Genomic DNA, 22,956 nt, shown 5'->3' with positions numbered 1-22,956 from the left:
GCGCTGCAACACAGGCGGGCAACGTCAGCTTTCGGGTCTCAACTTCCTAGTGATGTTCTGACGCGAGTTTCCGCTCCGGGCACTTTGCAGCGACTGCCGACCGCAGGCTCGCTGACGCCTTTGGGTATGAGACCAGTCATTGACGCGGCATCGGTCTTGCGCAAGCCGTAGCAACTTTGGCGGCCAGGGGGAGTGAACGGAGTGGGCTGAGGCCGACAGGGCGACAATTGGCACCTTCGCGCTTTTTGGCGACGCCCTTTTTTCTATTCCCCCGCCCCATGCTCAGCTTCGACACCGCTTTGACCTTTTTCACCCTGGCCATGCTGCTGGGCTACACCCCCGGCCCGGACAATGTGTTCGTGTTGATGCAGTCCGCCATGCAGGGGCGTCGCGCCGGCTTTTATGTGGTGCTGGGCCTTTGCACCGGTTTGCTGGTGCACACGGCGGCGATTGCGCTGGGTTTGGCGGCCGTGTTTGCCGCCTCGGCCTTGGCCTTCACCGTGCTCAAGCTGCTGGGCGCGGCCTATTTGGCCTATCTGGCTTATCAGGTCTTGCGCGCACCGGTCGGGCCCTTGGCGGACCAAGCGCAGCTGCGTTTGAGCCCCTGGAAGATGTACAGCCGCGGTGTGGTGATGAACCTCACCAACCCCAAGGTGGTGTTCTTCTTCTTGGCCTTGCTGCCGCAGTTTGTGGACGATGCCGCCACCGCGCAAAAAGGCCCGGTGGCCTGGCAAATCGCCCAGCTGGGCCTGATCTTCATCGTCGCCACGCTGATCTCTTTTGGCTCCATCACCTACTTTGCTGGCGCGCTCAGCCAGGTGCTGAAGCGCTCCACCCGCGCTCAGCGCGGCTTGAATTGGTTGGCAGGTACGGTCTTCATTGGACTGGCACTGCGTTTGGCTTTGGCTGAACGCTGAGATTGCAGGCCCATCAAGTAGAAGCAGCTGCCGCGCTACGGGGCACGCCACTCTCTCGCTTGGTAGGGGGGCTTTTGCGATTCAAAGCACCGCTGCTGATGGACAGCTGCAGCGGCGTCTGAGGCGCCGCCACAAGTTCGCGCTTCTCGAACTTGGCCAGCAAATGGTTCAGCAGGCGCCGGTACACCTCGTCGCCGAGGATTTTGTCTTCGGCGCCGACATCGAGATTGGGGTTGTCGTTGATCTCGATGACGAAAACCCCGGCCTCGGTCTGTTTCAGGTCCACGCCGTAGAAACCATCACCAATCAGGCGGGCCGCGCGGATGGCGGTGTCGAGCACCGCGATAGGTGTGTCTTGCAGGGCCACCGCTTCGGTGCGGCCTTCGGTGGAGGGGCCGTCGCCAGCGTGTTTGATGATTTGCCAGTGGTCGCGCACCATGTGGTAGCGCGCCACGAACAGGGCTTCACCGCCGAGCACCCCGACTCGCCAGTCAAAGGCGGTGTACATAAAGTCTTGCACCAGCACGATCTCGGAGTCCTTGAACATGGCGTTAGCGATCTCTTGGAACTGTGCGTAGTTCTGGGCCTTGCGGACCTCCCGGCTGAAGGACCCATCGGGCACCTTCAGCACCACCGGGTAGCTCAAGGTGTCTTTGAAGCTGGGCAAGCTGCGCCGGCTGACCAAGCGGGTGCGCGGCGTGGCGATTTCATGTTCGCGCAGCAACTCGGCCAAAAAAGCCTTGTTGGTGCAGCGCAAGATGGAGCCCGGGTCGTCGATCACCGGCATGCCTTCGGATTCGGCCTTTTTGGCGAACTTGAAGGTGTGGTGGTTGACCGCCGTGGTTTCGCGGATGAAGAGCGCATCAAACTGGGTCAGACGCGAGAAGTCTTTTTTGCGAATCAATTCGACGGCAATGTCCATGGACTGGCCGATCTCGACCATGTGTTGCAGCGTCGCCAAGTTGGACGGCGGTAGCGGGTCGCTCGGGTCATGCAAGATTGCCAGATCCATCTTGGGTGCAGACGGCACTAGCGCCGGGCTCCAGCGTCGCCGTGAGAACTCATCGAGCGCACCCATGAACAAGGCGTCGCGCGAGGCATCCACCTCACGTGGGTCCAAGGCCCGCACAGCGGCGGTCTTCCAGCCGTTCAAGCCATCGGGCCGCTCCAACTCGATCTGCAGCAGCGGGCAGCGGAACAACTCGAAGGCCTTGCGCGCCAGATCGGCCAGCTCCGGGTCTTCGATGTGGCCGAAGAAGACATGGAAGCTGAGCGTATTGACCGAGCGCGGCACCTCGTCCAGCCCGGCAATCAGGCGGTCCAGGCGCTCCAGCGAGCTTTGCTGGTTGCTGCGGTGTTGCAGATCGAGAATGGTTTCGACGCTGGGCGTGACCCGGTCGCCGCGGGCCTCGGCCAGCAGGGAGCAGTAGTAGCCCAGGCTCAGATAGTCATAGCTGCGGCAGAGATTGATGAGTTTGCGTGGCCGCTTGCCGGCCTGAATCTTTTTTGATTCATCGCTTTCGGCGCTGCATTCGGAAATGAACTCCTCGGCCGTCAGCACGCGGGTGTCGGCATCGACCCAGCGAAAGTCAGCGAGTCGTTCCACCACGATCAAATGATCGGAAGCCATATCAAGTTCCTTTGGAGAGGATGACGGCCGCGCCTTGTCGGCGCCGCCCATAGCGCGCCATGCGCTTGAATTCGTCCACGCTGACCGAGAGGCCGGGGTCGGCGCCAGCCGGTGCAGGGGCAATCGGGTCGAGGATGCGAAAGACCTGGCCATCAAAGCCGGTCACCACCACCCAGTGCGGTCCTTTCTCGCCGTGCAAGCGCCACAGGCTGATCAAGACCAGGGGCACGCCGCCCTGACGCAGATGCTCGGCCAGACGCTGCGGCGTCAGCGCGGTGTTGACCCATTCGGCCTTGGAGGCGAGCAACTCGCTGCGGAAGTCGGCCTCAACCAAAGCGATCACGTCTTTTTTGCGCGGGTCGCGCACCGACTCGATGAACATCGAGGCACCGGCCGGCGCGTAAACGGTGGCGCCGAAGCCGCGCTGCAGGGCCGCCAGAGCCAGGCCGAAAGGGCCGCAGCCGCCATGGCCCGCCGCCATGAAGACGGTGGTGGCTTCGCGCCAGAGCCGGATCTCGGCGGCGCGGTCAATCACCGTGCTCGGGTCCAGCGCGGCCATCGCCATCAAGAGGGCGCAAGGGCCGCAGGTGAAGTCCAGGGTTTGGCAATAGAAGGGCGCTTGCAGGGCGACGGCCTGATTCGCCCGGCCGCTGTCCCATAGCGATTTTTGAAAGCGCAGTGCGTCGGCGCCGTCTTCGTAATAGGCCGGCTTGCGATCCAGCGCGCTGAAGCCATGGCGTTTGAAGAGGCGCTGGGCCGCATGGTTGTGAAGCCGGGTTTCCAGCCTCAGCACGGCCGCGCCGCTGTCACGCGCACTGTGCAGCACTTCGCCCAGCAGCCGGTCAGACAGACCGCGACCGCGTGCGCTGGCTGCCACCGCAATCGAGTACAGGCGTGCGACCGAGCTTCGGGCTCGGCGCAGCACCACCGCAGCGCCCAGCAACTCGCCGCCACCTTGGCCACCGCGCGCCACCAGCACCATGGCCGAGTCGCTGCGGATCAAGTGCTGCCAACTGCGCGCCGAGATGCGGTCGCCGCTGAAGGCCGCCTGCTCAAGTTCGGTGAGCGCCGCCAGGTCCAAGGGCTGGGCAGAAGAGATGCGTATGGGGCCGAGTGAGTCGGCTTTGGCAGTTCGGCGCGGCCGCCGTGTTGGAGATCGGGGAACAGGTTCTGGCATGGAGTCAAACGGGGCACGGCCAAAACGCGGCCGCTTGCTTTCGATTGCGTTTGATTGGACGCCGGGCTCTGCAAAGATCGCATCAAGCTTGTCCGCGGGCCTGTAAAGAAACTGTCTAGAACCAGGGAAAGCCTGGCCGTCAATGCGGAGCGACACCTCCGCATTGACGGCTTCAGTACGCGGGGAAGGCTGATCTCTACAAGTTCTTGAGGTCCGGCTCGCTACAAATGGAGCCCATGGAAAAACTCAAACATCGCTGCCCCAAGTTTCCTAACTGTCCGCCCCAGCAGGCCTCAGGCCAAGCGGGCGAATCGCGCCAGTCGGCATGTGAGTCGTGTGGCCTTCGGTCAGGTCCGTCAGCACGGTCCTTTCTTGCCAGCCTGGAAGCCAAGCTTTTATTCTTCTCTGGAGCGCTCTTGCTGGGCACCCAGATGCCTAGCCTCAGGCTGGTGCTGGGTCTGGATGAATACAGTTTCTGGCGATTCGCCCTCGATGGTCTGTTTGCGACTGCGTACTACAAGCTGTGGCGCCATGCCTATGCAATTTGCATGCGTCGGCAGCGCGGTTTGAAGTGGCCGCCTTGAGGCCTATCCGCTGAAAAGTTGGCCTCAGACCGGTAGCTTCAAAGACATGCGAAAGGCGTTGTGGAAGACGCCGTCGATCAGCATGGCGTCGCGCACGATGGAATCCATGTTGAAGCCGAGCGAGCGGTACAGATTTAGCGCGCAGCGATTGTCGGCTCGCACCTCCAGTTCGATGCAGGCGATGCCCTTGGCCCCAGCCGCACCGATGCAGCTCAGCAAGAGCTGCTTGCCTAGACCGCGGCCTCGGTAGGCCGGGCTCACGCCCATGCCCAGATCGCCGCGATGGGCCACCACAGCGCCTTGGCCGCGCTGAATCTGGGCCCAGCCGACCACGCGCTGCTGGTCGCGCGCCACGATCAGCACCGAGTCATCCTCCAAGCTGCTGCGAATCAGCTGCGTCAGCTGGTGTGGCGGAGGTGCTTGGGTGATGGCCAGAAAGTTGCGCTCACGGGCAACGGCATCGATGCACGCGCGATAGCTGTCGACATCGCTCAGCGCGATGGGGGCGAAGGAAATTGACATGAAAGATGAAATGCGAGCAGGCCTGAAGACAGGCCTTGCGAAAGGGGGGGGCGGCGTGGCTAGGGTGCCTGAGCCTTGGAGGAATGCCAATCAGCGCCGATGCGGCTTGTGGAGCCACTCTTGCATCCAGTCAGAGCCGGACGCCAGTCGGCGTGACCACCAGAGTTCCTCGCGCATATTCATCGCCCCATCGGTTTGGAGCTTGGGGTGAAGCGCGACTTCGCGCGCGGCAGGCGGTGCGCTGAACTTGGCCTGCATGATGCTTTTCGACCGTTGCATGAGCTTCTCCTCATGGCCTTGTCGGTGTCGGTTGGCACCGTTCTGACCATGGCTAGAACTCTAGGAGGGTCGATCTCAAGAGACTGGAAATCTGCGGCTCTGAAGTATCAATTTCCTGTCAAGGCGAGGGAGGAGCCTTGTCTCGTGGGGAAAACCAAACCCGCAGGTGGCCCGGCCTGCCGACGGGCGATTTGTGCGCGGCCGAGGGCGCAGCGCAGCAGGTCAGGCGCGCGCAGCGCGCTTCAAGGTCTAGCTTGGCGGCACCTGTTTGAGCGCAGTGAGCCAAGCGAACGACGCGAGTTTGCCGCCGCTGACCTGCGCAGTGAGCAGCGAGGGAAGTCGGCTCGCCAGAGCCGACCCGGGCACCATGAGCACGGCGGCGGGCCGGGTCATCGGAGCGACCCCTCACCAAGCTCTGCAAAACTCTTGCTCAGGCCTGCGGCGACTGATGCTGCAACAGCGCCTGCCCCATGCGAATCTGCGTGCCGGTGCTGATGCCGGGGCAGAGCTCAAAGCCCTTGGGCACGAAGACGATGATGGTGGAACCATGCTGGAACCAGCCCATCTCCTCTCCCTTTTTGAAGCTCGCTTGGCAGGGCAGTTCATTGGCGCCTTGGTAGTCCACATGCAACAAGAGGTCGAGGAAGTGCAGGCGCAGGCTGGCCACCAAGATGGCGGCCACCGGCACGATGGCAATCGGCTCGCCGCCTTTGAGCCGGGTGCGCAGCACCGCCCGCTCATTGCGGCAGAACAAACGCTCGACCCGCTTCAAGGCGATGGGGTTGACGTTCCAGGTGTCGCCGGCGATGTGGGTCACATGCTCGACCGTGCAGTCCTGCGGCGCATGGAAGCGGTGGTACATGGCCGAGGTCAGGCGCAGGGTGATGAACATGCCGTCTTGAAAGGCGGAGGTGTCTTGGCTTGGCCCGAACAGGTCTTGCATCGAATAGGGGAAGCCTTTGGCCTGAAAGACCTGGCGGCCTTCCACCCGGCCGCAGGCGCCGACGATGGCGTCGCAAGGGCTGCTCAGCACGTCCTCGCGCATGTCCACCTTTCGGGCGCCTGGCACTAGCTCGCGGGTGAAGCAGTCGTGCAGGCTGTCGAAGCGCTGCTTCTTGGCGTCGCTCAGGTCCAGGTCGGTGAACAAGCGCCAGACGGCGATGGACATCTTGGCCAGCAGCGGGCTGCGGATCTGGCTGAACTTGCCCATCAAACGGGTCAGCGCAATGCGCGGAATGCGGTTGGTGAGCAGGAAATTGAGATCCTCCTGTTGGAGCATCTTTCGCACAGAAATTGTCATATTCATGAGGCTGTCAAGCAGCGCTGTTTAGATAAGGGACTGGACTTCTTGCCCATCCCATGGAACATCAAACTTTTGCACTTTCCGCATTGGCCCTGGCCGCCTTGGCCTGGACCTTGCCGCGCGCCAAGCGCCGCCTGGAGCTGTCGCGCGCCAAGCATCGCTCGCTGGCCGGGCACTCGCGCATGGCCAAGCGGCTGGCCGGCTGGATTCCGGGCTACGCCTACGACGAGGCACGGTTCTTCAATTCGGACGGCGCGCCCGACGACGTCGTCAGCCGCCGCCGCGTCGGCTTCAAGCGCCTGGCGGAATCCTTGGCGCAAAGCAGCCCCAAGAGCATTGCCATGTCGGCCCAGGCCCGCGAGGCCATCTCCGACCTGCAGTTCACCGGCAGCTACCGCGTGCCCTTCCAGTACAGCCCCTATCTGCGCCAGCATTTGAAGACCGGCAGCTTTTTGCAAAGCTCCTCCGGCGTGCAGGTGGTGGATCTGGACGGCAACGCCTTCTACGACCTCACTGGCAGCTACGGCGTCAACGTCTTCGGCTACGACTTCTACCGCGAGTGTGTGGACGAAGGCATTGCGCTGACCCACCAGCTCGGCCCGGTGCTGGGTGCCTACCACCCCTGCGTTGCTGAGAACGTGCAGCGCCTGAAGGCCATCTCCGGCCAGGACGAGGTGTCCTTCCATATGTCGGGCACCGAGGCGGTGATGCAGGCCGTGCGCCTCTCGCGCTATCACACCCGGCGCAAAAACCTGGTGCGCTTTTGCGGCGCGTATCACGGCTGGTGGGAGGACGTGCAGCCCGGCATCGGCAACCCCTTGCCGCCGCGCGAAACCTACACCTTGCAAGACATGGACGAGCGCAGCCTGAAGGTGCTGCGCACCCGCAAGGACGTGGCCTGTGTCTTGATCAACCCGCTGCAAGCGCTGCACCCGAATGCCGGCGCGCCGGGCGACTCGCAGCTGCTGGACAGCAGCCGCCGCGCCGGCTATGACCGCGCGGCCTACACCGCCTGGTTGAAGAAGCTGCGCCAGGTCTGCACCGAGAACGGCATCGTGCTGATCTTTGACGAGGTCTTCCTGGGCTTCCGTCTGGCGCCCGGTGGTGCGCAAGAGTACTTCGGCGTGCGCGCCGATATGGTCACTTACGGCAAGACTCTGGGCGGCGGCCTGCCAGTCGGCGTGGTCTGCGGCAAGGCCGCGCTGATGAAACGCTTCCGCGAACAGCGCCCGGCCGACATCTGCTTTGCCCGCGGCACCTTCAACGCCCACCCCTATGTGATGGGCGCCATGAAGGTCTTCTTGGACCGGCTGCAGACGCCGGCGATTCAGGCCATCTACGCCGGCTTGGACGATCGCTGGAACGCCCGCGCCGCGCGCTTCAATGCGGCGCTGAAGGATGGCGGCGTGCCGGTGCAAGTGGCGCAGATGCAGTCGATCTGGACGGTGTTCTACACCCAGCCTTCGCGCTACAACTGGATGCTGCAGTTCTATTTGCGTGAGCAAGGCTTGGCACTCAGTTGGGTGGGCACGGGCCGGCTGATCTTCAGCTTGAACTACAGCGACGCGGATTTCGATGAGGTCACGCATCGCTTTGTGAAGGCGGCACAAAAGATGAAGTCTGAAGGCTGGTGGGATGCGGATGCGGCCCTGAGCAACAAGGCCATCAAGCGCGGTCTGCTCAAGGAGATGTGGCAAGCCTTCAGGTCGGGCGGCAAGGCTTGATGGCTGGACTGAAGCGAGAGCGCTGAATCAAGATTCAAAAAGAGGGCTTCGCAAGAAGCCCTCTTTCTTTCTTTGTTCGTTCGCTCGCTTGCTTCAGCGATCTAGGCTTTAGCGCTTCTTCGCTTGCACCTCGTGGGCCACATGCTCCATCGGGTCGATCAGCTCGCCGCGCAGCAGATAGAGCGGGGCCTTGTGATACAGCATGATGTCGTGGAAGGGGTCGGTCAGGATCTTGGTCATCCAGGCCACGCCGGTCATCAGGTCTTGCTGAATCCACAGCTGCAGAACGCGGAAGATCAGGCCAGCCGCGCCCAGCGCCAACCAAGCCATGCCGACGTCATGCACAAAGCCATTGAAGTCGGTGGCGGGCTGAATCAGGCCGAAGGCCGAAGGCTGGAACCACAGCAGCGCGGGGATGGCCACCCAGATCGCCAGCAGCACAATCTTGCGCTGGATGTTGTAGCCGATCTTGATTTCTTCTTTGTGCTCGTCGGTGGCTTGGTTGACATGGTCATAGCCGCGCGGCTCGAAGAAGAAGTGGCCGGCCTGGCGGCTGGTCATCGAGACGCACCAGGCCAAGATGGCGGCCATGGCCGGGTCAAAGTACAGCATGCCGTAGGCGATCACAAAGCAGACCGCGCTCAGCAGGTGCAGGCTTTGGTTGATGCGGCTGTGGTGGTAGTAGCGGTGGTCGTCCCAGCGCTGCTCTTTCAGAGTGGCAGCGAGAGTGGGCAGGAAGGGTTTGTTCACACGCGTCCTCGAAAGATAGAAACAATGAAAAGGGCAAACCAAAAAGACTGCCCGCCAGGCCGAAAGCAGCAAGACGCAAACACATGGGCTTGCCGGCCGCTTTGGCTTCGGTGGCGCGATGGTGACGGCCCTGCATGAAAATTCCGTGACGATGGCGGCTCATCGATGCTTTGAAAAGCGCCGGGCTGCTGGCATCAGACCCTTGCTTGCAATTAAATAGTCCGCTGTCATCGAACTGTTATGCGTGCTGGGCACCATGCAGGCATGAAGCACGACACACCGGACGGCATCCTCGTTGACAACTACCCGGCGGCGCATCGCTCCTTGCGCATTGCCTTCGTCACCGAGACCTACCCGCCGGAGGTGAACGGCGTGGCCATGACCATCGCCCGCATCGTGGAGGGTCTGCACGCCCGTAACCATGATGTTCAGCTGATCCGGCCACGTCAAGACGCCAATGACTCAGCCGAAACCGCGGTGCGTTTTCATGAAGTGCTGATGCGCGGTCTGCCGATTCCGCGCTACCCGAATCTGCGCATGGGCGTGCCGTCCAAAAAGGCGCTGGTGCAGCTGTGGTCGGTGCACCGGCCCGATGTGGTGCACATCGCTACCGAGGGCGCGCTGGGCTGGTCGGCCCTGCAAGCGGCCACGCATCTGAAGCTGCCGGTTTGCTCCGACTTCCGCACCAATTTCCACGCCTACAGCCGGCACTACGGCATTGGTTGGCTCTACAAGCCCATCATGGCCTATCTTCGCAAGTTTCATAACCGCACCCAAAACACCATGGTGCCCACCGAAGCCCTGCGGCGCGATCTGGAGGCCGGTGGCTTCAAGAACCTGACCGTGGTTTCGCGCGGGGTCGACACCAAGCAGTTCACTCCTTTGCGGCGCAGCCAAGCCTTGCGCGAGCAATGGGGCGTGGCGCCGGATGATTTGGTCGTGCTCTATGTGGGCCGCATCGCGCCCGAGAAGAACTTACCCGCCCTGATCGCCGCCTTTGAAGCCATCAGCCAAAAAGATGCGCGCGCCAAGCTGGTGGTGGTGGGCAGCGGCCCGCAGCAAGAAGAACTGCAACAGCGCCTGCCGCAAGCCATCTTCGCCGGCCAGCGCAAGGGCGAAGACTTGGCTGCGCATTACGCCAGCGGCGACTTGTTCTTGTTCCCCAGCCTGACCGAGACCTTTGGCAACGTCACCACCGAGGCCATGGCCAGCGGTTTGGCCGTGCTGGCCTTCAACTACGCCGCCGCCGCGCAGCTGATTCGCAGCGGCGAAAACGGCATGTTGGCGCCCATGGACGACACCGCCGCCTTTGTGCAAGCTGCCGCCAGCTTGGCTGCCGATCTTCAAGGCCGTCGGCGCATGGGCGAAGCCGCTTGCCAAACCGCCAGCGCGCTGGACTGGAGCAGCATCGTTGCCCGCTTCGAAGGCGTGCTGGACTCTGTCATCCATCGCGCTGAAGTGCCGTATCGGTCGCCGATTGTGGGGGTGAGGCAGGGGGCGGTTTAAGGGCGAGCGTCTAAATCTCATGCGTTTGAGGTTAGTGCGTACGGCCTGTTGGTGAAACGGGATCGCGTCTGCCCGCACCGTGCCGGGAGTTCGGCCCGGCGGCCGACCCACTTTCTTGTGCGCACAAGAAAGTGGGCAAAGAAGGCGCCCCTGCCGCATGGCCCTTCGGGTCCGCTCGGATACTCAAATTTGCCGGGCCGCGCCCAACTCACTTCGCTACGCTACGTTCAAACAGGGGGCGCGAAGTCAGTGCTTGAAGTCGCTGCGCGACGCCCGGCAAATTCTCCGCTCCTCGCCCATGCAGAAGGGGAAGCCCCAAAGAATACGGCTCGCTGCGCGTCGCCTCGATGGATGCTGCGCTGAGCGGAAGCTACCTGGTGGTTTTTTGGGGGGGGGCAGGTCTTGCCTATAGATTAAAGACCTGACCCCGATCCATGCACTTCGGATCCTTATTCTCGCTGGACTCGCACACTCTGATGCCGGCCAATCAAACCAACTACGCCCAGACCACCTAGCAGCAACGCATAGCTCGATGGTTCTGGCACTGCGGCAGCCACAGACAGATCAAAGCCCGAGTACGACCTGTAAAGCAGGGTGTAGTTCTCGGCAACGTTGGTAACGTAATTGTTGGCAATGAAGAACACTCGGTAGCCATGACCAGGCGTTAGCAATGCGCCATCAATGAAACTCAGTTGATCAGCCTGAGTCGATGTCGCACTGTAGACGTACGACTGATTGAGGGGGTCCCACACCCATAGGTTGTAGTTGTCTGCCTTAGATACTGCTTGTCCACTGATGCTGAAACCCAGCCCAGTCCACACGTACTGGACCTCCGGCATTTCCATCTCTTCCGAGGGTTGAAATCGGACAGAGACTTCCGCACGCTGTCCTGCCGTGTCGGTAGCGCGGACGTTCAGCATCCCATCAACCGGACCGGTGTCTTTCGGAAAATAGTTCGATAACGGCGAATAGGCGTGCCAATACGCGACTTTGTCAGTCAGCGCCCAGGAACCAAAGCTGTTTGTCGACGATCCTTGGTGGTCTGCTGTAACGCTCACCAGAGGAAGATCAGACGTCACATTCGCTTCAACACCCAGAGAATAGGTTGCGTTGTATGAAGGCTTGTCGACGGTCACGACAACTTTTAATAGTTGCGGGTTCGCTGATGCGGCGGTGCTCATTGCGCACGCAAATATTGCGGCGAATGGCTGAGAATTGCGTAATATTTTTTTCATAAACTTCCGTGCTAGTTGGTAGTTATGTTGGGCAAATTGGTTTTCGATGATAGGGGGGGCAAAAAGCGCACGGGTCCCCCTCAACCAAAGGGGTAGTGCGGCCGTTTATGCGCATAGAAAAGACACAAGGGTATTGACCTCCTTTCATGTTTTTGGGTTGCTGCTCGTCTCCCTTCCCATCAATAGCCCCATCGCCAACGCAATCGCCAAGCCAAAGCCCCACATCAAGGCCACGATAGGCACATCCAGGGCGAGCAGGGCGGCGTAGGTGGCCAGCATCATCAGGACGCTGGCGTTTTCATTGAAGCCTTGCACGGCAATCGAGCGGCCGGCGCTCAGCAGGGTGTAGCCGCGGTGCTGCAACAGGGCGTTCAGCGGCACCACCATCAGCCCGCCCACCGCGCCGACCAAGACCAGCAGCGGGATCGCCCAGGTGAGGCTCTGTGTGCTGGCAATCGCGGGGATGAACAGGCCTAGCAGCACGCCGAAAACCAACATGCGCTTGGCCGCGTGCAGCGGCACCCAGCGGCCGGCGGCAGCGGCGCCGACGATCACGCCGACCGCCACGGCGGCTTGCAGATAGGCGGATTGCGAGAGCGGCAGTTGCAAGACATCGGCCGCCCAGCGCAGCACCGCCAGTTGCAGCGTGGCGCCCACGCCCCAGAATAAGGTGGTGACGGCCAGCGAAAGGCCGCCGTCGGCATCGGCCCAGAGCTTGCGGTTGGCGCACCAAAAGTCGCGGCTCAAGGCGATGGGGTGAATGCCGCTGGCCGGGTAGCGGGCGCCGCTATTGGGCACGCCCAGATTGAGCAGGCCGGCCAAGGCGTACACCGCCATCAAAATCAAGATGGATACGCCCAAGCCGCTGGCGCTGAAGCAGCCCAGGTGGCTCAGCCCCTCTCGCAACTCGGCGTACGCGCCTTGGCTCAGCAGCCAGGGGCTGACCAACAAGCCCCCCAGCACCGTGCCGAAGAGGGCAGCGCAGACGACCGAGACTTCTAACCAGCCATTTGCGCGCACCAAGCGATCGGGCCCGACCAGTTCGGTCACCAGCCCGTATTTGGCCGGCGCATAGGCGGCAGCCCCAAAACCCACCAGGGCGAAAGCGGCAAAGGGATGCACGCCCCAGGCCAGGCCGCCCACGGCAAGCAGCTTCACGCCGTTCATCCAGGCCATCAGGCGCGCCTTGGGGAAGGCGTCGGCCAGCGGCCCGACAAAAGGCGCCAGCAGCACATAAGACACGGTGAAACCAAACTTCAACATCGGCGCCCACCAGCCCGGCAGGTTCAGCTCTTGCAGCCGGGCGATGATGACGATGAGCAGGGCGTTGTCGGCAAGTGCGGAGGCAAACTGGGCCGCGATCAAGAGGTGAAAACCGGTGGGCATGGCGGCGTATGCCTCTTCTTGGGGGTGTCGAAGTCAAAAGCGTGACAGGCCGGCATGAAACGGCAGTGACAAGCCAGGAGCGCTTGCCGCCCACTGCCCTAAGATTTGCGCCATGAACATCGATTGGATTCACTTCACGCCTTGGCAGGCGCTGGGCGGCGGGCTCTTGATTGGCCTGGCCAGTGCGCTCTATTTGCTGGGCAATGGCCGCATTGCCGGCATCATCGGCATCGTCGCCGAGCCTTTGCTGGCGCTGCTCAAGCCCAGGGCTGGGGCGGCCTCGCAATCAGTCTCGCAATCGGCGCGCTTGTTTTTCATTGCAGGTTTACTTCTGGCGCCCTGGCTGTGGCGCTGCTTTGCGCCTTGGCCGGAGGCGCAAGTGGATGTGGGGCCGCTGGGCTTGGTGCTGGCGGGCGTCTTGGTGGGCTTTGGCGCGCGCCTGGGCAATGGTTGCACCAGCGGGCATGGCGTTTGCGGGCTGAGCCGGCTGTCTTTGCGCTCGCTGGTGAATGTGATGATCTTCATGGCGGCCGGCTTCGGCACCGTTTATCTGATGCGTCATGTCTTGACGCTGGGAGTTTGAGATGCGCGCCGTGTGGGCCTTGCTCGGTGGTTTGATCTTTGGTCTGGGCCTGATGCTGGGCGGCATGAGCAATCCGGCCAAGGTCAAGGCTTTTCTCGACCTGGCCGGCGCTTGGGACCCCAGCCTGGCACTGGTGATGGGCGGCGCGGTGGGCGTGGGCCTGCTGGCCTTTGCCTATGCCAAGCGTCAAAGCCGAGCCTGGAGTGGCGATGCGATGGAGATCCCCAATAGCCGGCGCATCGATGTGCGCTTGGGCGTCGGTGGCGTGTTGTTTGGTGTGGGTTGGGGCATTGCCGGTTTTTGCCCGGGCCCGGCCTTGGTGGCTTTGGGGCAGGGCATGGAGGCGGCCTGGATTTTCGTGCCCGCCATGCTCTTGGGGATTTGGCTGCACGACCGTTTCTTCGCGGCGCGCGGCTCATCGCTTGACTGATTTTTGGAGGCGCTTGCCATGTTGATTTTTCGTCAGTTGTTTGACCCCACATCGTCGACTTACACCTATTTGCTGGGCGACTCGAACAGCGCCGAGGCGGTGATCATTGACCCGGTGTTCGAGCATGAGCGCCGCGACCTGGCGCTGCTGCGCGAGCTGGGCCTGCGCTTGGTCGCCACGCTCGACACCCATGTGCATGCCGACCATGTCACCGGCGCTTGGCTGCTGAAGCAGCGCTGTGACAGCCAGATCATGTTGGCCGCCGCCTCGGGCGCGGCCCATGCGGACCGCTTGCTGCAGCATGGCGACCGGGTCGCCTTCGGCTCGCGTTACTTGGAGGTGCGCGCCACGCCCGGCCACACCAATGGCTGCCTGACCTATGTGCTCGATGATTTGAGCCGCGCCTTCACCGGCGACAGCCTTTTGATCCGTGGCTGCGGCCGCACCGACTTCCAGCAGGGCAGCCCGTCCATGTTGTATCAATCGGTCAAGTCGCAAATCTTGAGCCTGCCGGCCGCTTGTTTGCTTTACCCCGGCCATGACTACCGCGGTCTGACGGTCACCAGCGTCGCCGAGGAGTTGCGCTTCAACCCGCGCCTGGGTGGCGATGTCAACGAGGCCGACTTTGCCGGCTATATGAACCATCTCGGCCTGCCGCACCCCAAGCTGATGGACAAGGCCGTGCCTGCCAACCTGGTCTGCGGCCGGCCGGATTCGAATGGCGCGGCGCTGGACGAAGGCGAGTGGGCGCCGCTGACGCTGGCCTTCAGCGGCATCTGGGAGATCCAGGCCAATGCTTTGGCGGAGTTGCGTGCGGGTGAGGGCGCGGCTGGGAAACTGCAGCTCTTGGATGTGCGGGAGCCGGCGGAGTTCATCGATGCGCTGGGTCATATCGAGGGCGCGCAGCTCTTGCCCTTGTCGCAACTCGCGGCGCGGGTTTCAGAGCTCGACCCACAGCGCCCGCTGGTGGCGGTGTGCCGCTCCGGCGCTCGCTCGGCGCAAGCCACGGTGCTGCTGCAAAAAGCCGGCTTCAAGCAAGTGGCCAACTTGAATGGCGGCATGCTGCGCTGGCGCGCCGAAGGCCTGCCGGTGGTGGGCGGTAGCGAATAAGTGGAATTGGTGCAGTCATGTTGGCTGCATTGTTTTCTTGATTTCGGGCTGCCGCGCTCAGGTGGCCCAGCCCGCCGCCGTGCTCATGGTGCCCGGGTCGGCTCTGGCGAGCCGACTGCCCTCGGTGCTCACTGCGCGGGCCAGCGGTGGCCAACTCACTTCGTTCACTGTGCTCACTGCGTTCAGACAGGGGCCACCAAGCATGATGTTGAAGCGCGCTGCGCGCGCCTGACCCGCTCCGCTGCGCTCTCGGCCGGGCACAAATCGCCCGTCGGCGGGCCGGGCCACCTTCGAGTTTGGCTATCGCCATCGTCGCGGTCGCCCATCGCTCGCTATGCAAGCGCACTGCAGTTCGGGCGGCTGCCGGGCGATTTGTGAGGGGCTGAGCAGCGCAGCAGCTTGGGGCTGCGCGCGCAGCGCGCTTCAACGACTGACTTGGCGCAGCATGTTTGAACGAAACGAGCGTAGCGAGTGCAGTGAGTTCTGCGCTGGCCCCAAGCTGTGAGCAGCGCAGGGCAGTCGGAGCGAAGCGAGGACCCCCGAGCCATGAGCCTGCCGGCTGACCGGGCTGCAGTGCCCGGCCAACTGGCGCTGTCTGATGCGCCATACCCGCTCCCCGTGAACTTTCCCCGAAAGTGCCTGTGCTTTCTCAAGCTCTGGTTTCACACCCCTCTGCAAGTCCTTATTTTTGAACGATATTTGCTTTTAAAAATTCTGAGAAAGCCTCCCTAAGTACTTGATTTGAAAGAGAAATTCCACGATTTGCCTTGACCCAGTGCCTTTCGGGTATTAAAGTGTTGAAAAGTGCAATTTGGTGGGTCGCCGTGGCGAATTTTGTGTTTCAGGGGGCTTCAGCCTTGGCAATGGATGCCAAGGGGCGTTTGGCCGTCCCAACACGCCACCGCGAGGTCTTGCAGGCGCTGTGCGCCGGCCAGCTGACCATCACCAAACACCCCGAAGGCTGCTTGATGGTCTTTCCTCGTCCGGCGTGGGAAGGCTTTCGTGACCGCATCGCCGCGCTGCCCATGTCGGCGGCCGGTTGGAAGCGGGTCTTCTTGGGTAATGCCATGGATGTGGAGATCGACGGCGCGGCCCGCGTGCTGATCTCGCCCGAGCTGCGTGCCAGCGCCGGATTGCAAAAAGACGTGATGCTGCTCGGCATGGGCAGCCACTTTGAGTTGTGGGATGCGGCTGCCTATGCCGCGCATGAAGCCCAGGTCATGGCGTCCGACATGCCGGATGCCCTCAAGGACTTCAGCTTCTAATGGCTCACTCCAATAACACCCCGGACAACGCTGCCAACGCAGAGTCGGCACCGCTGTTCTCGCACACCACGGTCTTGCTGCATGAGACGGTGGACTCGGTGCTGACCTCGCCCGACGGCATTTATGTCGACGGCACTTTTGGCCGCGGCGGGCATTCGCGCTTGCTGCTGTCCAAGCTGGGCGCTCAAGGCCGGCTGATCGCGATTGACCGCGACCTAGAGGCGATTGCCGCCGCCACCGCCGGTGACTCGCGCATTGACGACCCGCGCTTTGCCATCTGCCACTCGCCCTTTGCCGATATGCAAGCGCAGCTGGCCGGTTTGGGCATTGAGCAAGTGCAGGGCGTGTTGCTGGACCTGGGCGTTTCTAGCCCTCAGATTGACAACCCCGAGCGTGGCTTCAGCTTCCGTTTCAACGGACCGCTGGACATGCGCATGGACACCACGCGCGGCGAAAGTGCTGCTGACTTTTTGGCACGCGCCGATGAGCGCCAGATTGCGGAAGTGATACGCAACTATGGAGAAGAACGGTTTGCTGGGCAGATTGCAAAGGCGCTTGTGGCTCGCCGCGCAGACGGCCAGCCCGTGCGAACAACCGATGAGCTGTCCGAAATCGTGGCTCGTGCGGTCAAGACTCGCGAACCGGGTCAAAACCCCGCCACGCGTACCTTTCAAGCTCTTCGGATTCACGTCAACGGCGAACTCCAAGAGCTGGAACAAGGGCTGAACGCGGCCCTGCATTTGCTGGCCCCGGGCGGCCGCATGGCCATCATTTCCTTCCACTCGCTGGAAGACCGCATCGTCAAAAACTTCATCGGCGCCCACAGCAAGCAGGTGGTGGACCGCCGCGCGCTGTTCGCCGAGCCCAAGCCGCTGGCGCTGCAGGCCATCGCCCGCATCATGCCCAGCGACGCCGAAGTGGCGGCCAATCCGCGCGCGCGTTCGGCGGTGCTGCGGGTGGCGCAGCGCACCGAGGCGCGGCTGCCGGAAGTGCATGTGAAGAAGCGCCATCGGCGCGCTGAGTGATTGCCGGATCGATTCGCGAGTAAGTTCATCATGTTCGGGCGCCTCAATCTCTTGCTGATCATTGCCGTGCTGGCCAGTGGCCTGGTGCTGGTGCGCAGCGCCTATGAAGCACGCCGCCTGTTCACCGCGCTGGACCGGGCTCAGGCCGAGGGCCGCCGTCTCGAAGCTGACAACCAGCGCCTGCAGGCCGAGCGTCATGCGCAGGCGACCAATCTGCGGGTGGAGCAAGTGGCGCGCGAGCGTTTGCAGATGCGCGCCATCACCCCGGCCGTGACCCAAAGCGCCGAGGACCACGGGCCTAGCGGCAAGGGGGCCAAGGGCGGCAAGGCAGTTGCCGCAACCGCTGGAGGCACGCAATGAGCTGGCTGAGCCGTTTTCGCAAGCCCAGTACTTCGGGGGCGACCCAGGTCAAGCGGTCCAAGCGACCGCTGGCCGGCGCCGGCCGGAATCCGACAGCGCGCAGCGTTAGCTATTCCAGCAGCCCTTTGTTGGCTTCTAAAACACCGCCCTGGCGCTCGCGCTTTTTGGTGGCACTGGTGGGTCTGGCCTTTGCCGGCTTGCTGGGCCGCGCGCTCTACATCCAGGTGATCGGCACCCGCTTTTATCAAAAGCAGGGCGAGGCCCGATTTGTGCACCAGGTCGAGTTGCCCGCCAGCCGTGGCCGCATCAATGATCGCAGCGGCCAGGTCTTGGCCGCCAGCGTGGCTGTGCCTTCCTTCTGGGGCATCCCCAAGGAAATGGACACTGACCCGGCCAAGCGTCAGGCGCTGGCCAAGATCTTGGGCTGGTCGCAGGCCGAGATGGAGCGCAAGCTCGACCCGAACAGCCGCTTTGTCTGGTTGCAGCGTCAAGCCGATGAGCATGTGGCCGCGCAGATTAAAGAGCTGGGCCTCAAAGGCGTGTTCCAAGACCGCGAATACAAGCGCAAGTACCCCGAAGGCGAGGCCGCCGCCCATGTGGTGGGCTTCACCAATATCGAAGAGCGTGGTCAAGAAGGCATCGAGCTGGCCTTCCAAAAAGAGCTGCAAGGGCGGGATGGCACTCGATCGGTGGTGCGCGACCGTTTGGGCCGGGTGGTGGAAGACATCGGCGAGCGCGTGCCCGCCGCCAATGGTCGTGACATCGACTTGTCCATCGACTCCAAAGTGCAGTTCTTCGCCTACCAGCGCATTCGCGATGCGGTGGCCGAGCACAAGGCCAAGGCGGGCAGCGTGGTGGTTTTGGATGTGAAGACCGGCGAAGTGCTGGCCCTGGCCAACTACCCCAGCTACAACCCCGGCGAGCGCAAGAACCTGAGCGGGGCCCAGCTGCGCAACCGCGCGTTGACCGACATCTTCGAGCCCGGCTCGACGATGAAGCCTTTTGTGGCCGCGCTGGCGCTGGAGACCGGCCGGGTTACGCCCGAAACGCCGATTCAAACGGCGCCCGGCAGCATCGTTATCACCGGCTCCAAGATCACCGATGCCCACCCGCACGGTGTGCTGAGCGTGGCCGAGGTGATTCAGAAATCCAGCAACGTCGGCACCGTCAAGATGGCCATGAGCATGCAGCCGCGCGAGCTGCATGAGATGTACACCGCCATCGGCCTGGGCCAGCGTCCGCAGATTGACTTCCCCGGCGCTATCACCGGCAAGCTGCGGCCTTACAAGAGCTGGCGCCCGGTGGAACAGGCGACCATGAGCTTTGGCTACGGCTTGTCAGCCTCGCTGCTGCAGCTGGCGCGCGCCTACACCGTGTTTGCGCGTAATGGCGAGGTGATCCCCGTCACCATGATGCGGCAAGACGCGAATGCCAACCCGGCCGGCATCAAGGTGTTCTCGCCCAAGACAGCGCATGACGTGCGCATGATGCTGCAGATGGCGGCTGGCCCCGGCGGCACCGCCCCCATGGCTCAGGTCAGCGGCTACAGCGTGGGCGGCAAGTCGGGCACCGCGCACAAGCAAGAAGGCAAGGGCTATGCCGGCCACAAGTACCGCTCTTGGTTTGTGGGCCTGGCGCCGATCAGCAACCCACGGGTGATCGTGGCGGTGATGGTGGACGAGCCCAGCAACGGCGTCTACTTCGGTGGCGCCGTGGCCGGCCCGGTGTTCAGCCAGGTGGTCTCGCAAAGCCTGCGCTTGCTGAATGTGCCGACCGATCTGGAAGTGAAGCCGCAAATCGTGGCCAGCCAGAACAACAAGGCCAAGCCGCAGCCGCAAGCGGTGGAAGAAAGCTTCTGATCATGGGGACGAAGCGCTTCAGCAGCAAGAATCGCCAAGACGGACTCAGCGGACTCAGTCATACGCAGAGCCCCTTGCTGGCCACCCGCACGCCGGTCTGGCGTTCGCGTTTGCTGCTGGTCTTGGTGGGCACCGGCTTGGCCGGTTTGTTCGGCCGCGCGCTCTATGTGCAGGTGATCGGCAGCGACTTTTTTCAGCAGCAGGGCGAGGCTCGCTTTGTGCACAAGCTGGAGCTGCCGGCCAGCCGCGGCCGCATTCATGACCGCAGCGGCCAGGTGCTGGCCAGCAGCGTCGCGGTGCCTTCGTTCTGGGCCATTCCGTCCGAGATCTTGGCCCTGCCTGTGGACCAATTCAATGCCTTGGCCAAGGCCTTGAGCCTGAGCCCGGCAGAGCTGAACAAAAAGCTTGACCCGAGCAGCCGCTTTGTCTGGCTGCAGCGGCAGGCCGGTGAGCGCATGGCGGCAGACATCTTGGCCTTGAAGCTGAAGAACGTTTATCAAGACCGCGAATACCGCCGCAGCTACCCTGAAGGCGAAGCCTCGGCCCATGTGGTGGGTTTCACCAACAGCGAAGAGCGCGGCCAAGAGGGTATTGAGCTGGCCTTCCAAAAGAGCTTGCAAGGCCAGGACGGTTCGCGCTCGGTGATGCGCGACCGGCTCGGCCGTGTGGTCGAAACGCGCGGTGAGACCGTGCCGGCCATCAATGGCGAAGATGTGGACCTGAGCCTGGACGCCAAGACCCAGTACTTTGCTTACCAAGCTATTCGTGACGCCGTGGCCGCCAACCAGGCCAAGGCCGGCAGCGTGGTGGTGCTGGATGCGCGTAGCGGCGAGATTCTGGCCCTGGCCAACTTCCCCAGCTACAAGCCCGATGAGCGCAAAAAGCTCAGCGGCGAGCAACTGCGCAACCGCGCGCTGACCGATGTCTTCGAGCCCGGCTCGACCATGAAGCCCTTCATCGCTGCGCAGGCGCTGGAGACCGGCCGCGTCACGCCTGACACCGTCATCCAGACCGCGCCGGGCCGCATCACCATCACAGGCTCCACCATCAGCGATGCCCATCCCAGCGATGCGCTGACGGTGGCGCAGGTGATTCAAAAGTCCAGCAATGTCGGCACCGTCAAGATGGCCATGCAAATGCCGGCCAGCGAAATGCACCAGCTCTATGCCTCCATCGGCATGGGCCAGCGCCCGCAGATCGCCTTCCCCGGCGCCGTCACCGGCAGCTTGCGCCCTTACAAGAACTGGCGCCCGATCGAGCAGGCGACCATGAGCTATGGCTACGGCCTGTCGGCCTCGCTCTTGCAGCTGGCACGCGCCTACACCGTGTTTGCGCACGACGGCGAGCTGCTGCCGCTGAGCATGACCAAGCGCGCTGAAGGCGAAGTGGTGCAGGGCCAGCGCGTCTTCTCCGCCAAGACGGCGCAGCAGGTGCGCCAAATGCTGCAAACCGTGACCGCAAAGGGCGGCACCGCGCCGATGGCGCAGGCCGAGGGTTATAGCGTGGGCGGCAAGTCCGGCACCGCTTACAAGCAAGAAGGCCGCGGCTATGCCCGCAACAAATACCGCGCCTGGTTTGTGGGCCTGGCGCCAATCAGCCAGCCGCGCATCGTCGTGGCGGTGATGGTGGACGAGCCCACCCAGCAATTTCACGATGGCGGCAAAGTGGCCGGCCCGGTGTTCAGCAAGGTCGTCTCCAAGAGCCTGCAGCTGATGGGTGTGCCGGCCGATCTGGCCGTTAGCCCGCAAATCCTGGCCCAGCAAGCCGCCAGTGGCAAGGAAGTTCTCTGATGTTGACCCGTTTGAAATCCCCCGAAGCCGCCGCCCGCTGGCTGCAAGAATGGACCACCGGCGTGCTGCGCACCGACAGCCGCGCGGTGCAGCCCGGTGATGCCTTCATCGCCTGGCCCGGCTATGCCCGCGATGGTCGCGAGTTCGTGGCCCAGGCGCTGGCGGCCGGCGCCGCCACCTGCTTGGTGGAAGACGAGGGCGTTGATGCCTACGGCTTTGTGGACGCTCGTGTGGCCTCGCTGCCCGGCCTCAAGGCCAAGACCGGTTTGATCGCCGCGGCCTACTACGGCCAGCCGTCCAAGGCCTTGCCCATCATTGCCAGCACCGGCACCAATGGCAAAACCTCCACCGCTTGGTGGTGCGCGCAAGCGCTCTCGCTCTTGGGCCAGCGCTGCGGCGTGGTAGGCACCCTGGGCGTGGGCGAACCGCCGCTGCCCGCACGGCCCGGCCATGCGGCGCGCGCTGCCAATATCGACTACACCGGCCTGACCACGCCGGACCCGGTGCTGCTGCAAGCCAATTTCCGCCGCATGCTGGACGAGGGCTACGGCGCTTGCGCGATTGAAGCCTCCTCCATCGGCCTGAAGGAATTCCGCCTCAGCGGCAGTGAGATCCAGGTCGCCCTGTTCACCAATTTCACCCAAGACCACCTCGACTACCACGGCTCGATGGAGGCCTATTGGGCCGCCAAGCGCGAGCTCTTCGACGTGCCGGGTCTGCGCGCCGCGGTGCTGAATATCGACGACCCCAAGGGCGCCGAGCTGGCGGTGGAGCTGGCGTCGCGCCTCGACGTTTGGACTTGCTCGCTCAGCAGCGCTGCCCGCCTGCAAGCCAGTGACTTGCATTACCGCGCCGGTGGCTTGGCCTTCACGCTGCGTGAGGGCGAGCAGGCGATCTTGGTTGAGACCGGCTTGATCGGCGAATACAACGTCGCCAACTTGCTGGGTGTGATCGGCTGCTTGCGCGCGCTGGGCCATGGCCTGGCCAAGATCGCCGCCGTTGCCGGCAGCGTCACGCCGGTGCCGGGCCGCATGCAGCGCGTGGGCAATGGCTTGGAGTTGCCGCAGCTGGTGGTGGACTATGCTCACACGCCCGATGCCTTGGACAAAGCGCTGAGCGCCCTGAAGCCGCTGGCCGAGGCGCGCGGCGGACGCTTGCTCTGCATGTTTGGCTGCGGTGGCAACCGCGACCGCGCCAAGCGTCCCGCCATGGGCGCGATTGCGGCTCGCTTGGCGGATCGCGTCATCATCACCAGCGACAACCCGCGCCATGAAGCGCCGGAGCAGATCCTGGCCGACATCGAAGCCGGTCTGGCCGCTGAGGCGCCGCGCCTGGTGGAAGTGGACCGCCGCCATGCGATCGAGCGCGCCGTGCGTGAAGCTGGCCCGCGCGATGTGATTCTGGTGGCCGGCAAGGGCCACGAGGACTACCAAGAAGTGGCCGGCGTGCGCCAGCCTTTCTCGGATGTGGACGAAGCCCGCGCCGCCTTGATCGCGAGGGCCGGCCTGTGAGCGCTTGCCT

At 63.3% G+C, this 22,956-nt stretch carries 20 protein-coding genes; 12 read left to right on the top strand and 8 right to left on the bottom strand.

What is annotated here, in order from left to right:
• The first annotated feature begins 278 nt into the window (after positions 1-278).
• Complete coding sequence (locus LNV06_RS06925) at positions 279-917, top strand: LysE family translocator (RefSeq protein WP_263537466.1); 639 nt, start codon at positions 279-281, stop codon at positions 915-917.
• Between the two features lie 13 nt (positions 918-930).
• Here the strand turns inward: LNV06_RS06925 and LNV06_RS06920 are convergent, their stop codons facing one another.
• From LNV06_RS06920 to asd, 5 genes are all read right to left on the bottom strand, one after another.
• On the bottom strand, positions 931-2,547 hold the full coding sequence (locus LNV06_RS06920; protein WP_263537465.1) for a RimK family ATP-grasp domain-containing protein: 1,617 nt from the start codon (positions 2,545-2,547) through the stop codon (positions 931-933).
• Between the two features lies 1 nt (position 2,548).
• On the bottom strand, positions 2,549-3,724 hold the full coding sequence (locus tag LNV06_RS06915; RefSeq protein ID WP_263537464.1) for a GNAT family N-acetyltransferase/peptidase C39 family protein: 1,176 nt from the start codon (positions 3,722-3,724) through the stop codon (positions 2,549-2,551).
• A gap of 608 nt (positions 3,725-4,332) precedes the next feature.
• Positions 4,333-4,830 (bottom strand): GNAT family N-acetyltransferase, encoded by a 498-nt coding sequence (locus LNV06_RS06910; protein ID WP_263537463.1) that lies wholly within the window; start codon positions 4,828-4,830, stop codon positions 4,333-4,335.
• A 90-nt stretch (positions 4,831-4,920) separates the two neighbouring features.
• Positions 4,921-5,109, bottom strand: a complete 189-nt coding sequence (locus tag LNV06_RS06905) for a hypothetical protein (protein WP_263537462.1) — start codon at positions 5,107-5,109, stop codon at positions 4,921-4,923.
• A gap of 430 nt (positions 5,110-5,539) precedes the next feature.
• The gene (gene asd, locus LNV06_RS06900) at positions 5,540-6,388 is read right to left on the bottom strand and encodes an archaetidylserine decarboxylase (RefSeq protein ID WP_263537461.1); all 849 of its coding nucleotides are present in this window, start codon (positions 6,386-6,388) and stop codon (positions 5,540-5,542) included.
• An 80-nt stretch (positions 6,389-6,468) separates the two neighbouring features.
• Here asd and LNV06_RS06895 point away from each other — a divergent pair, with 80 nt between their 5' ends.
• Positions 6,469-8,136: an aminotransferase class III-fold pyridoxal phosphate-dependent enzyme gene (locus tag LNV06_RS06895; protein WP_263537460.1), complete on the top strand. Its 1,668-nt coding sequence runs from the start codon at positions 6,469-6,471 to the stop codon at positions 8,134-8,136.
• Between the two features lie 108 nt (positions 8,137-8,244).
• Here LNV06_RS06895 and LNV06_RS06890 read toward each other — a convergent pair whose 3' ends face one another.
• A complete protein-coding gene (locus tag LNV06_RS06890) occupies positions 8,245-8,886 on the bottom strand; it encodes a hypothetical protein (RefSeq protein WP_263537459.1) in 642 nt (213 codons plus the stop codon).
• Between the two features lie 264 nt (positions 8,887-9,150).
• Here LNV06_RS06890 and LNV06_RS06885 point away from each other — a divergent pair, with 264 nt between their 5' ends.
• Positions 9,151-10,392, top strand: a complete 1,242-nt coding sequence (locus tag LNV06_RS06885) for a glycosyltransferase family 4 protein (protein WP_263537458.1) — start codon at positions 9,151-9,153, stop codon at positions 10,390-10,392.
• A gap of 449 nt (positions 10,393-10,841) precedes the next feature.
• On the opposite strand, the gene LNV06_RS06880 is transcribed toward LNV06_RS06885, so the two are convergent.
• Both LNV06_RS06880 and lplT read right to left on the bottom strand, forming a co-directional pair.
• Positions 10,842-11,573: a PEP-CTERM sorting domain-containing protein gene (locus LNV06_RS06880; RefSeq protein ID WP_263537457.1), complete on the bottom strand. Its 732-nt coding sequence runs from the start codon at positions 11,571-11,573 to the stop codon at positions 10,842-10,844.
• A gap of 198 nt (positions 11,574-11,771) precedes the next feature.
• A complete protein-coding gene (lplT, locus tag LNV06_RS06875; protein WP_263537456.1) occupies positions 11,772-13,013 on the bottom strand; it encodes a lysophospholipid transporter LplT in 1,242 nt (413 codons plus the stop codon).
• Positions 13,014-13,125: 112 nt separating this feature from the next.
• Between lplT and LNV06_RS06870 the strand changes: the two genes are divergently transcribed.
• The 9 genes from LNV06_RS06870 to LNV06_RS06830 all read left to right on the top strand — a co-directional run bounded on the left by LNV06_RS06870 (position 13,126) and on the right by LNV06_RS06830 (position 22,946).
• Positions 13,126-13,596: a YeeE/YedE family protein gene (locus LNV06_RS06870; protein WP_263537455.1), complete on the top strand. Its 471-nt coding sequence runs from the start codon at positions 13,126-13,128 to the stop codon at positions 13,594-13,596.
• Between the two features lies 1 nt (position 13,597).
• Positions 13,598-14,026 (top strand): DUF6691 family protein, encoded by a 429-nt coding sequence (locus tag LNV06_RS06865; protein WP_263537454.1) that lies wholly within the window; start codon positions 13,598-13,600, stop codon positions 14,024-14,026.
• 21 nt (positions 14,027-14,047) lie between these two features.
• The gene (locus tag LNV06_RS06860) at positions 14,048-15,136 is read left to right on the top strand and encodes a rhodanese-like domain-containing protein (RefSeq protein ID WP_263537538.1); all 1,089 of its coding nucleotides are present in this window, start codon (positions 14,048-14,050) and stop codon (positions 15,134-15,136) included.
• An 836-nt stretch (positions 15,137-15,972) separates the two neighbouring features.
• Entirely contained in the window at positions 15,973-16,401 is a 429-nt protein-coding gene (gene mraZ / locus LNV06_RS06855; RefSeq protein WP_263537537.1) for a division/cell wall cluster transcriptional repressor MraZ, read from the top strand.
• Positions 16,401-17,426, top strand: coding sequence for a 16S rRNA (cytosine(1402)-N(4))-methyltransferase RsmH (rsmH, locus tag LNV06_RS06850; protein WP_263537453.1), 1,026 nt, complete (start codon positions 16,401-16,403; stop codon positions 17,424-17,426). Before mraZ ends, rsmH begins: the two co-directional genes overlap by 1 nt.
• Positions 17,427-17,456: 30 nt before the next feature.
• Positions 17,457-17,786, top strand: a complete 330-nt coding sequence (ftsL, locus tag LNV06_RS06845) for a cell division protein FtsL (RefSeq protein ID WP_411970066.1) — start codon at positions 17,457-17,459, stop codon at positions 17,784-17,786.
• The gene (locus LNV06_RS06840; RefSeq protein WP_263537451.1) at positions 17,783-19,645 is read left to right on the top strand and encodes a peptidoglycan D,D-transpeptidase FtsI family protein; all 1,863 of its coding nucleotides are present in this window, start codon (positions 17,783-17,785) and stop codon (positions 19,643-19,645) included. The genes ftsL and LNV06_RS06840 overlap by 4 nt, the downstream gene beginning before the upstream one ends.
• A 2-nt stretch (positions 19,646-19,647) precedes the next feature.
• Positions 19,648-21,435, top strand: a complete 1,788-nt coding sequence (locus LNV06_RS06835; protein ID WP_263537450.1) for a peptidoglycan D,D-transpeptidase FtsI family protein — start codon at positions 19,648-19,650, stop codon at positions 21,433-21,435.
• Positions 21,435-22,946, top strand: a complete 1,512-nt coding sequence (locus LNV06_RS06830; protein WP_263537449.1) for a UDP-N-acetylmuramoyl-L-alanyl-D-glutamate--2,6-diaminopimelate ligase — start codon at positions 21,435-21,437, stop codon at positions 22,944-22,946. The genes LNV06_RS06835 and LNV06_RS06830 overlap by 1 nt, the downstream gene beginning before the upstream one ends.
• The last annotated feature ends 10 nt before the right edge of the window (positions 22,947-22,956 follow it).

Origin of the sequence: Paucibacter sp. Y2R2-4, from assembly GCF_025717535.1 — a bacterium.
Classification (GTDB): Bacteria; Pseudomonadota; Gammaproteobacteria; order Burkholderiales; family Burkholderiaceae_C; genus Paucibacter_A.
This window is presented reverse-complemented; position numbering and strand designations above follow the sequence as displayed.

What these genes read in the sequence shown, in the direction of transcription:
- LNV06_RS06925 (WP_263537466.1), top strand. Translation starts at nt 279, where the DNA reads ATGCTCAGCTTCGACACCGCTTTGACCTTTTTCACCCTGGCCATGCTG.
- LNV06_RS06920 (WP_263537465.1), bottom strand. Translation starts at nt 2,547, where the DNA reads ATGGCTTCCGATCATTTGATCGTGGTGGAACGACTCGCTGACTTTCGC.
- LNV06_RS06915 (WP_263537464.1), bottom strand. Translation starts at nt 3,724, where the DNA reads ATGCCAGAACCTGTTCCCCGATCTCCAACACGGCGGCCGCGCCGAACT.
- LNV06_RS06910 (WP_263537463.1), bottom strand. Translation starts at nt 4,830, where the DNA reads ATGTCAATTTCCTTCGCCCCCATCGCGCTGAGCGATGTCGACAGCTAT.
- LNV06_RS06905 (WP_263537462.1), bottom strand. Translation starts at nt 5,109, where the DNA reads ATGCAACGGTCGAAAAGCATCATGCAGGCCAAGTTCAGCGCACCGCCT.
- asd (WP_263537461.1), bottom strand. Translation starts at nt 6,388, where the DNA reads ATGCTCCAACAGGAGGATCTCAATTTCCTGCTCACCAACCGCATTCCG.
- LNV06_RS06895 (WP_263537460.1), top strand. Translation starts at nt 6,469, where the DNA reads ATGGAACATCAAACTTTTGCACTTTCCGCATTGGCCCTGGCCGCCTTG.
- LNV06_RS06885 (WP_263537458.1), top strand. Translation starts at nt 9,151, where the DNA reads ATGAAGCACGACACACCGGACGGCATCCTCGTTGACAACTACCCGGCG.
- LNV06_RS06880 (WP_263537457.1), bottom strand. Translation starts at nt 11,573, where the DNA reads ATGAGCACCGCCGCATCAGCGAACCCGCAACTATTAAAAGTTGTCGTG.
- lplT (WP_263537456.1), bottom strand. Translation starts at nt 13,013, where the DNA reads ATGCCCACCGGTTTTCACCTCTTGATCGCGGCCCAGTTTGCCTCCGCA.
- LNV06_RS06870 (WP_263537455.1), top strand. Translation starts at nt 13,126, where the DNA reads ATGAACATCGATTGGATTCACTTCACGCCTTGGCAGGCGCTGGGCGGC.
- LNV06_RS06865 (WP_263537454.1), top strand. Translation starts at nt 13,598, where the DNA reads ATGCGCGCCGTGTGGGCCTTGCTCGGTGGTTTGATCTTTGGTCTGGGC.
- rsmH (WP_263537453.1), top strand. Translation starts at nt 16,401, where the DNA reads ATGGCTCACTCCAATAACACCCCGGACAACGCTGCCAACGCAGAGTCG.
- ftsL (WP_411970066.1), top strand. Translation starts at nt 17,457, where the DNA reads ATGTTCGGGCGCCTCAATCTCTTGCTGATCATTGCCGTGCTGGCCAGT.
- LNV06_RS06840 (WP_263537451.1), top strand. Translation starts at nt 17,783, where the DNA reads ATGAGCTGGCTGAGCCGTTTTCGCAAGCCCAGTACTTCGGGGGCGACC.
- LNV06_RS06835 (WP_263537450.1), top strand. Translation starts at nt 19,648, where the DNA reads ATGGGGACGAAGCGCTTCAGCAGCAAGAATCGCCAAGACGGACTCAGC.
- LNV06_RS06830 (WP_263537449.1), top strand. Translation starts at nt 21,435, where the DNA reads ATGTTGACCCGTTTGAAATCCCCCGAAGCCGCCGCCCGCTGGCTGCAA.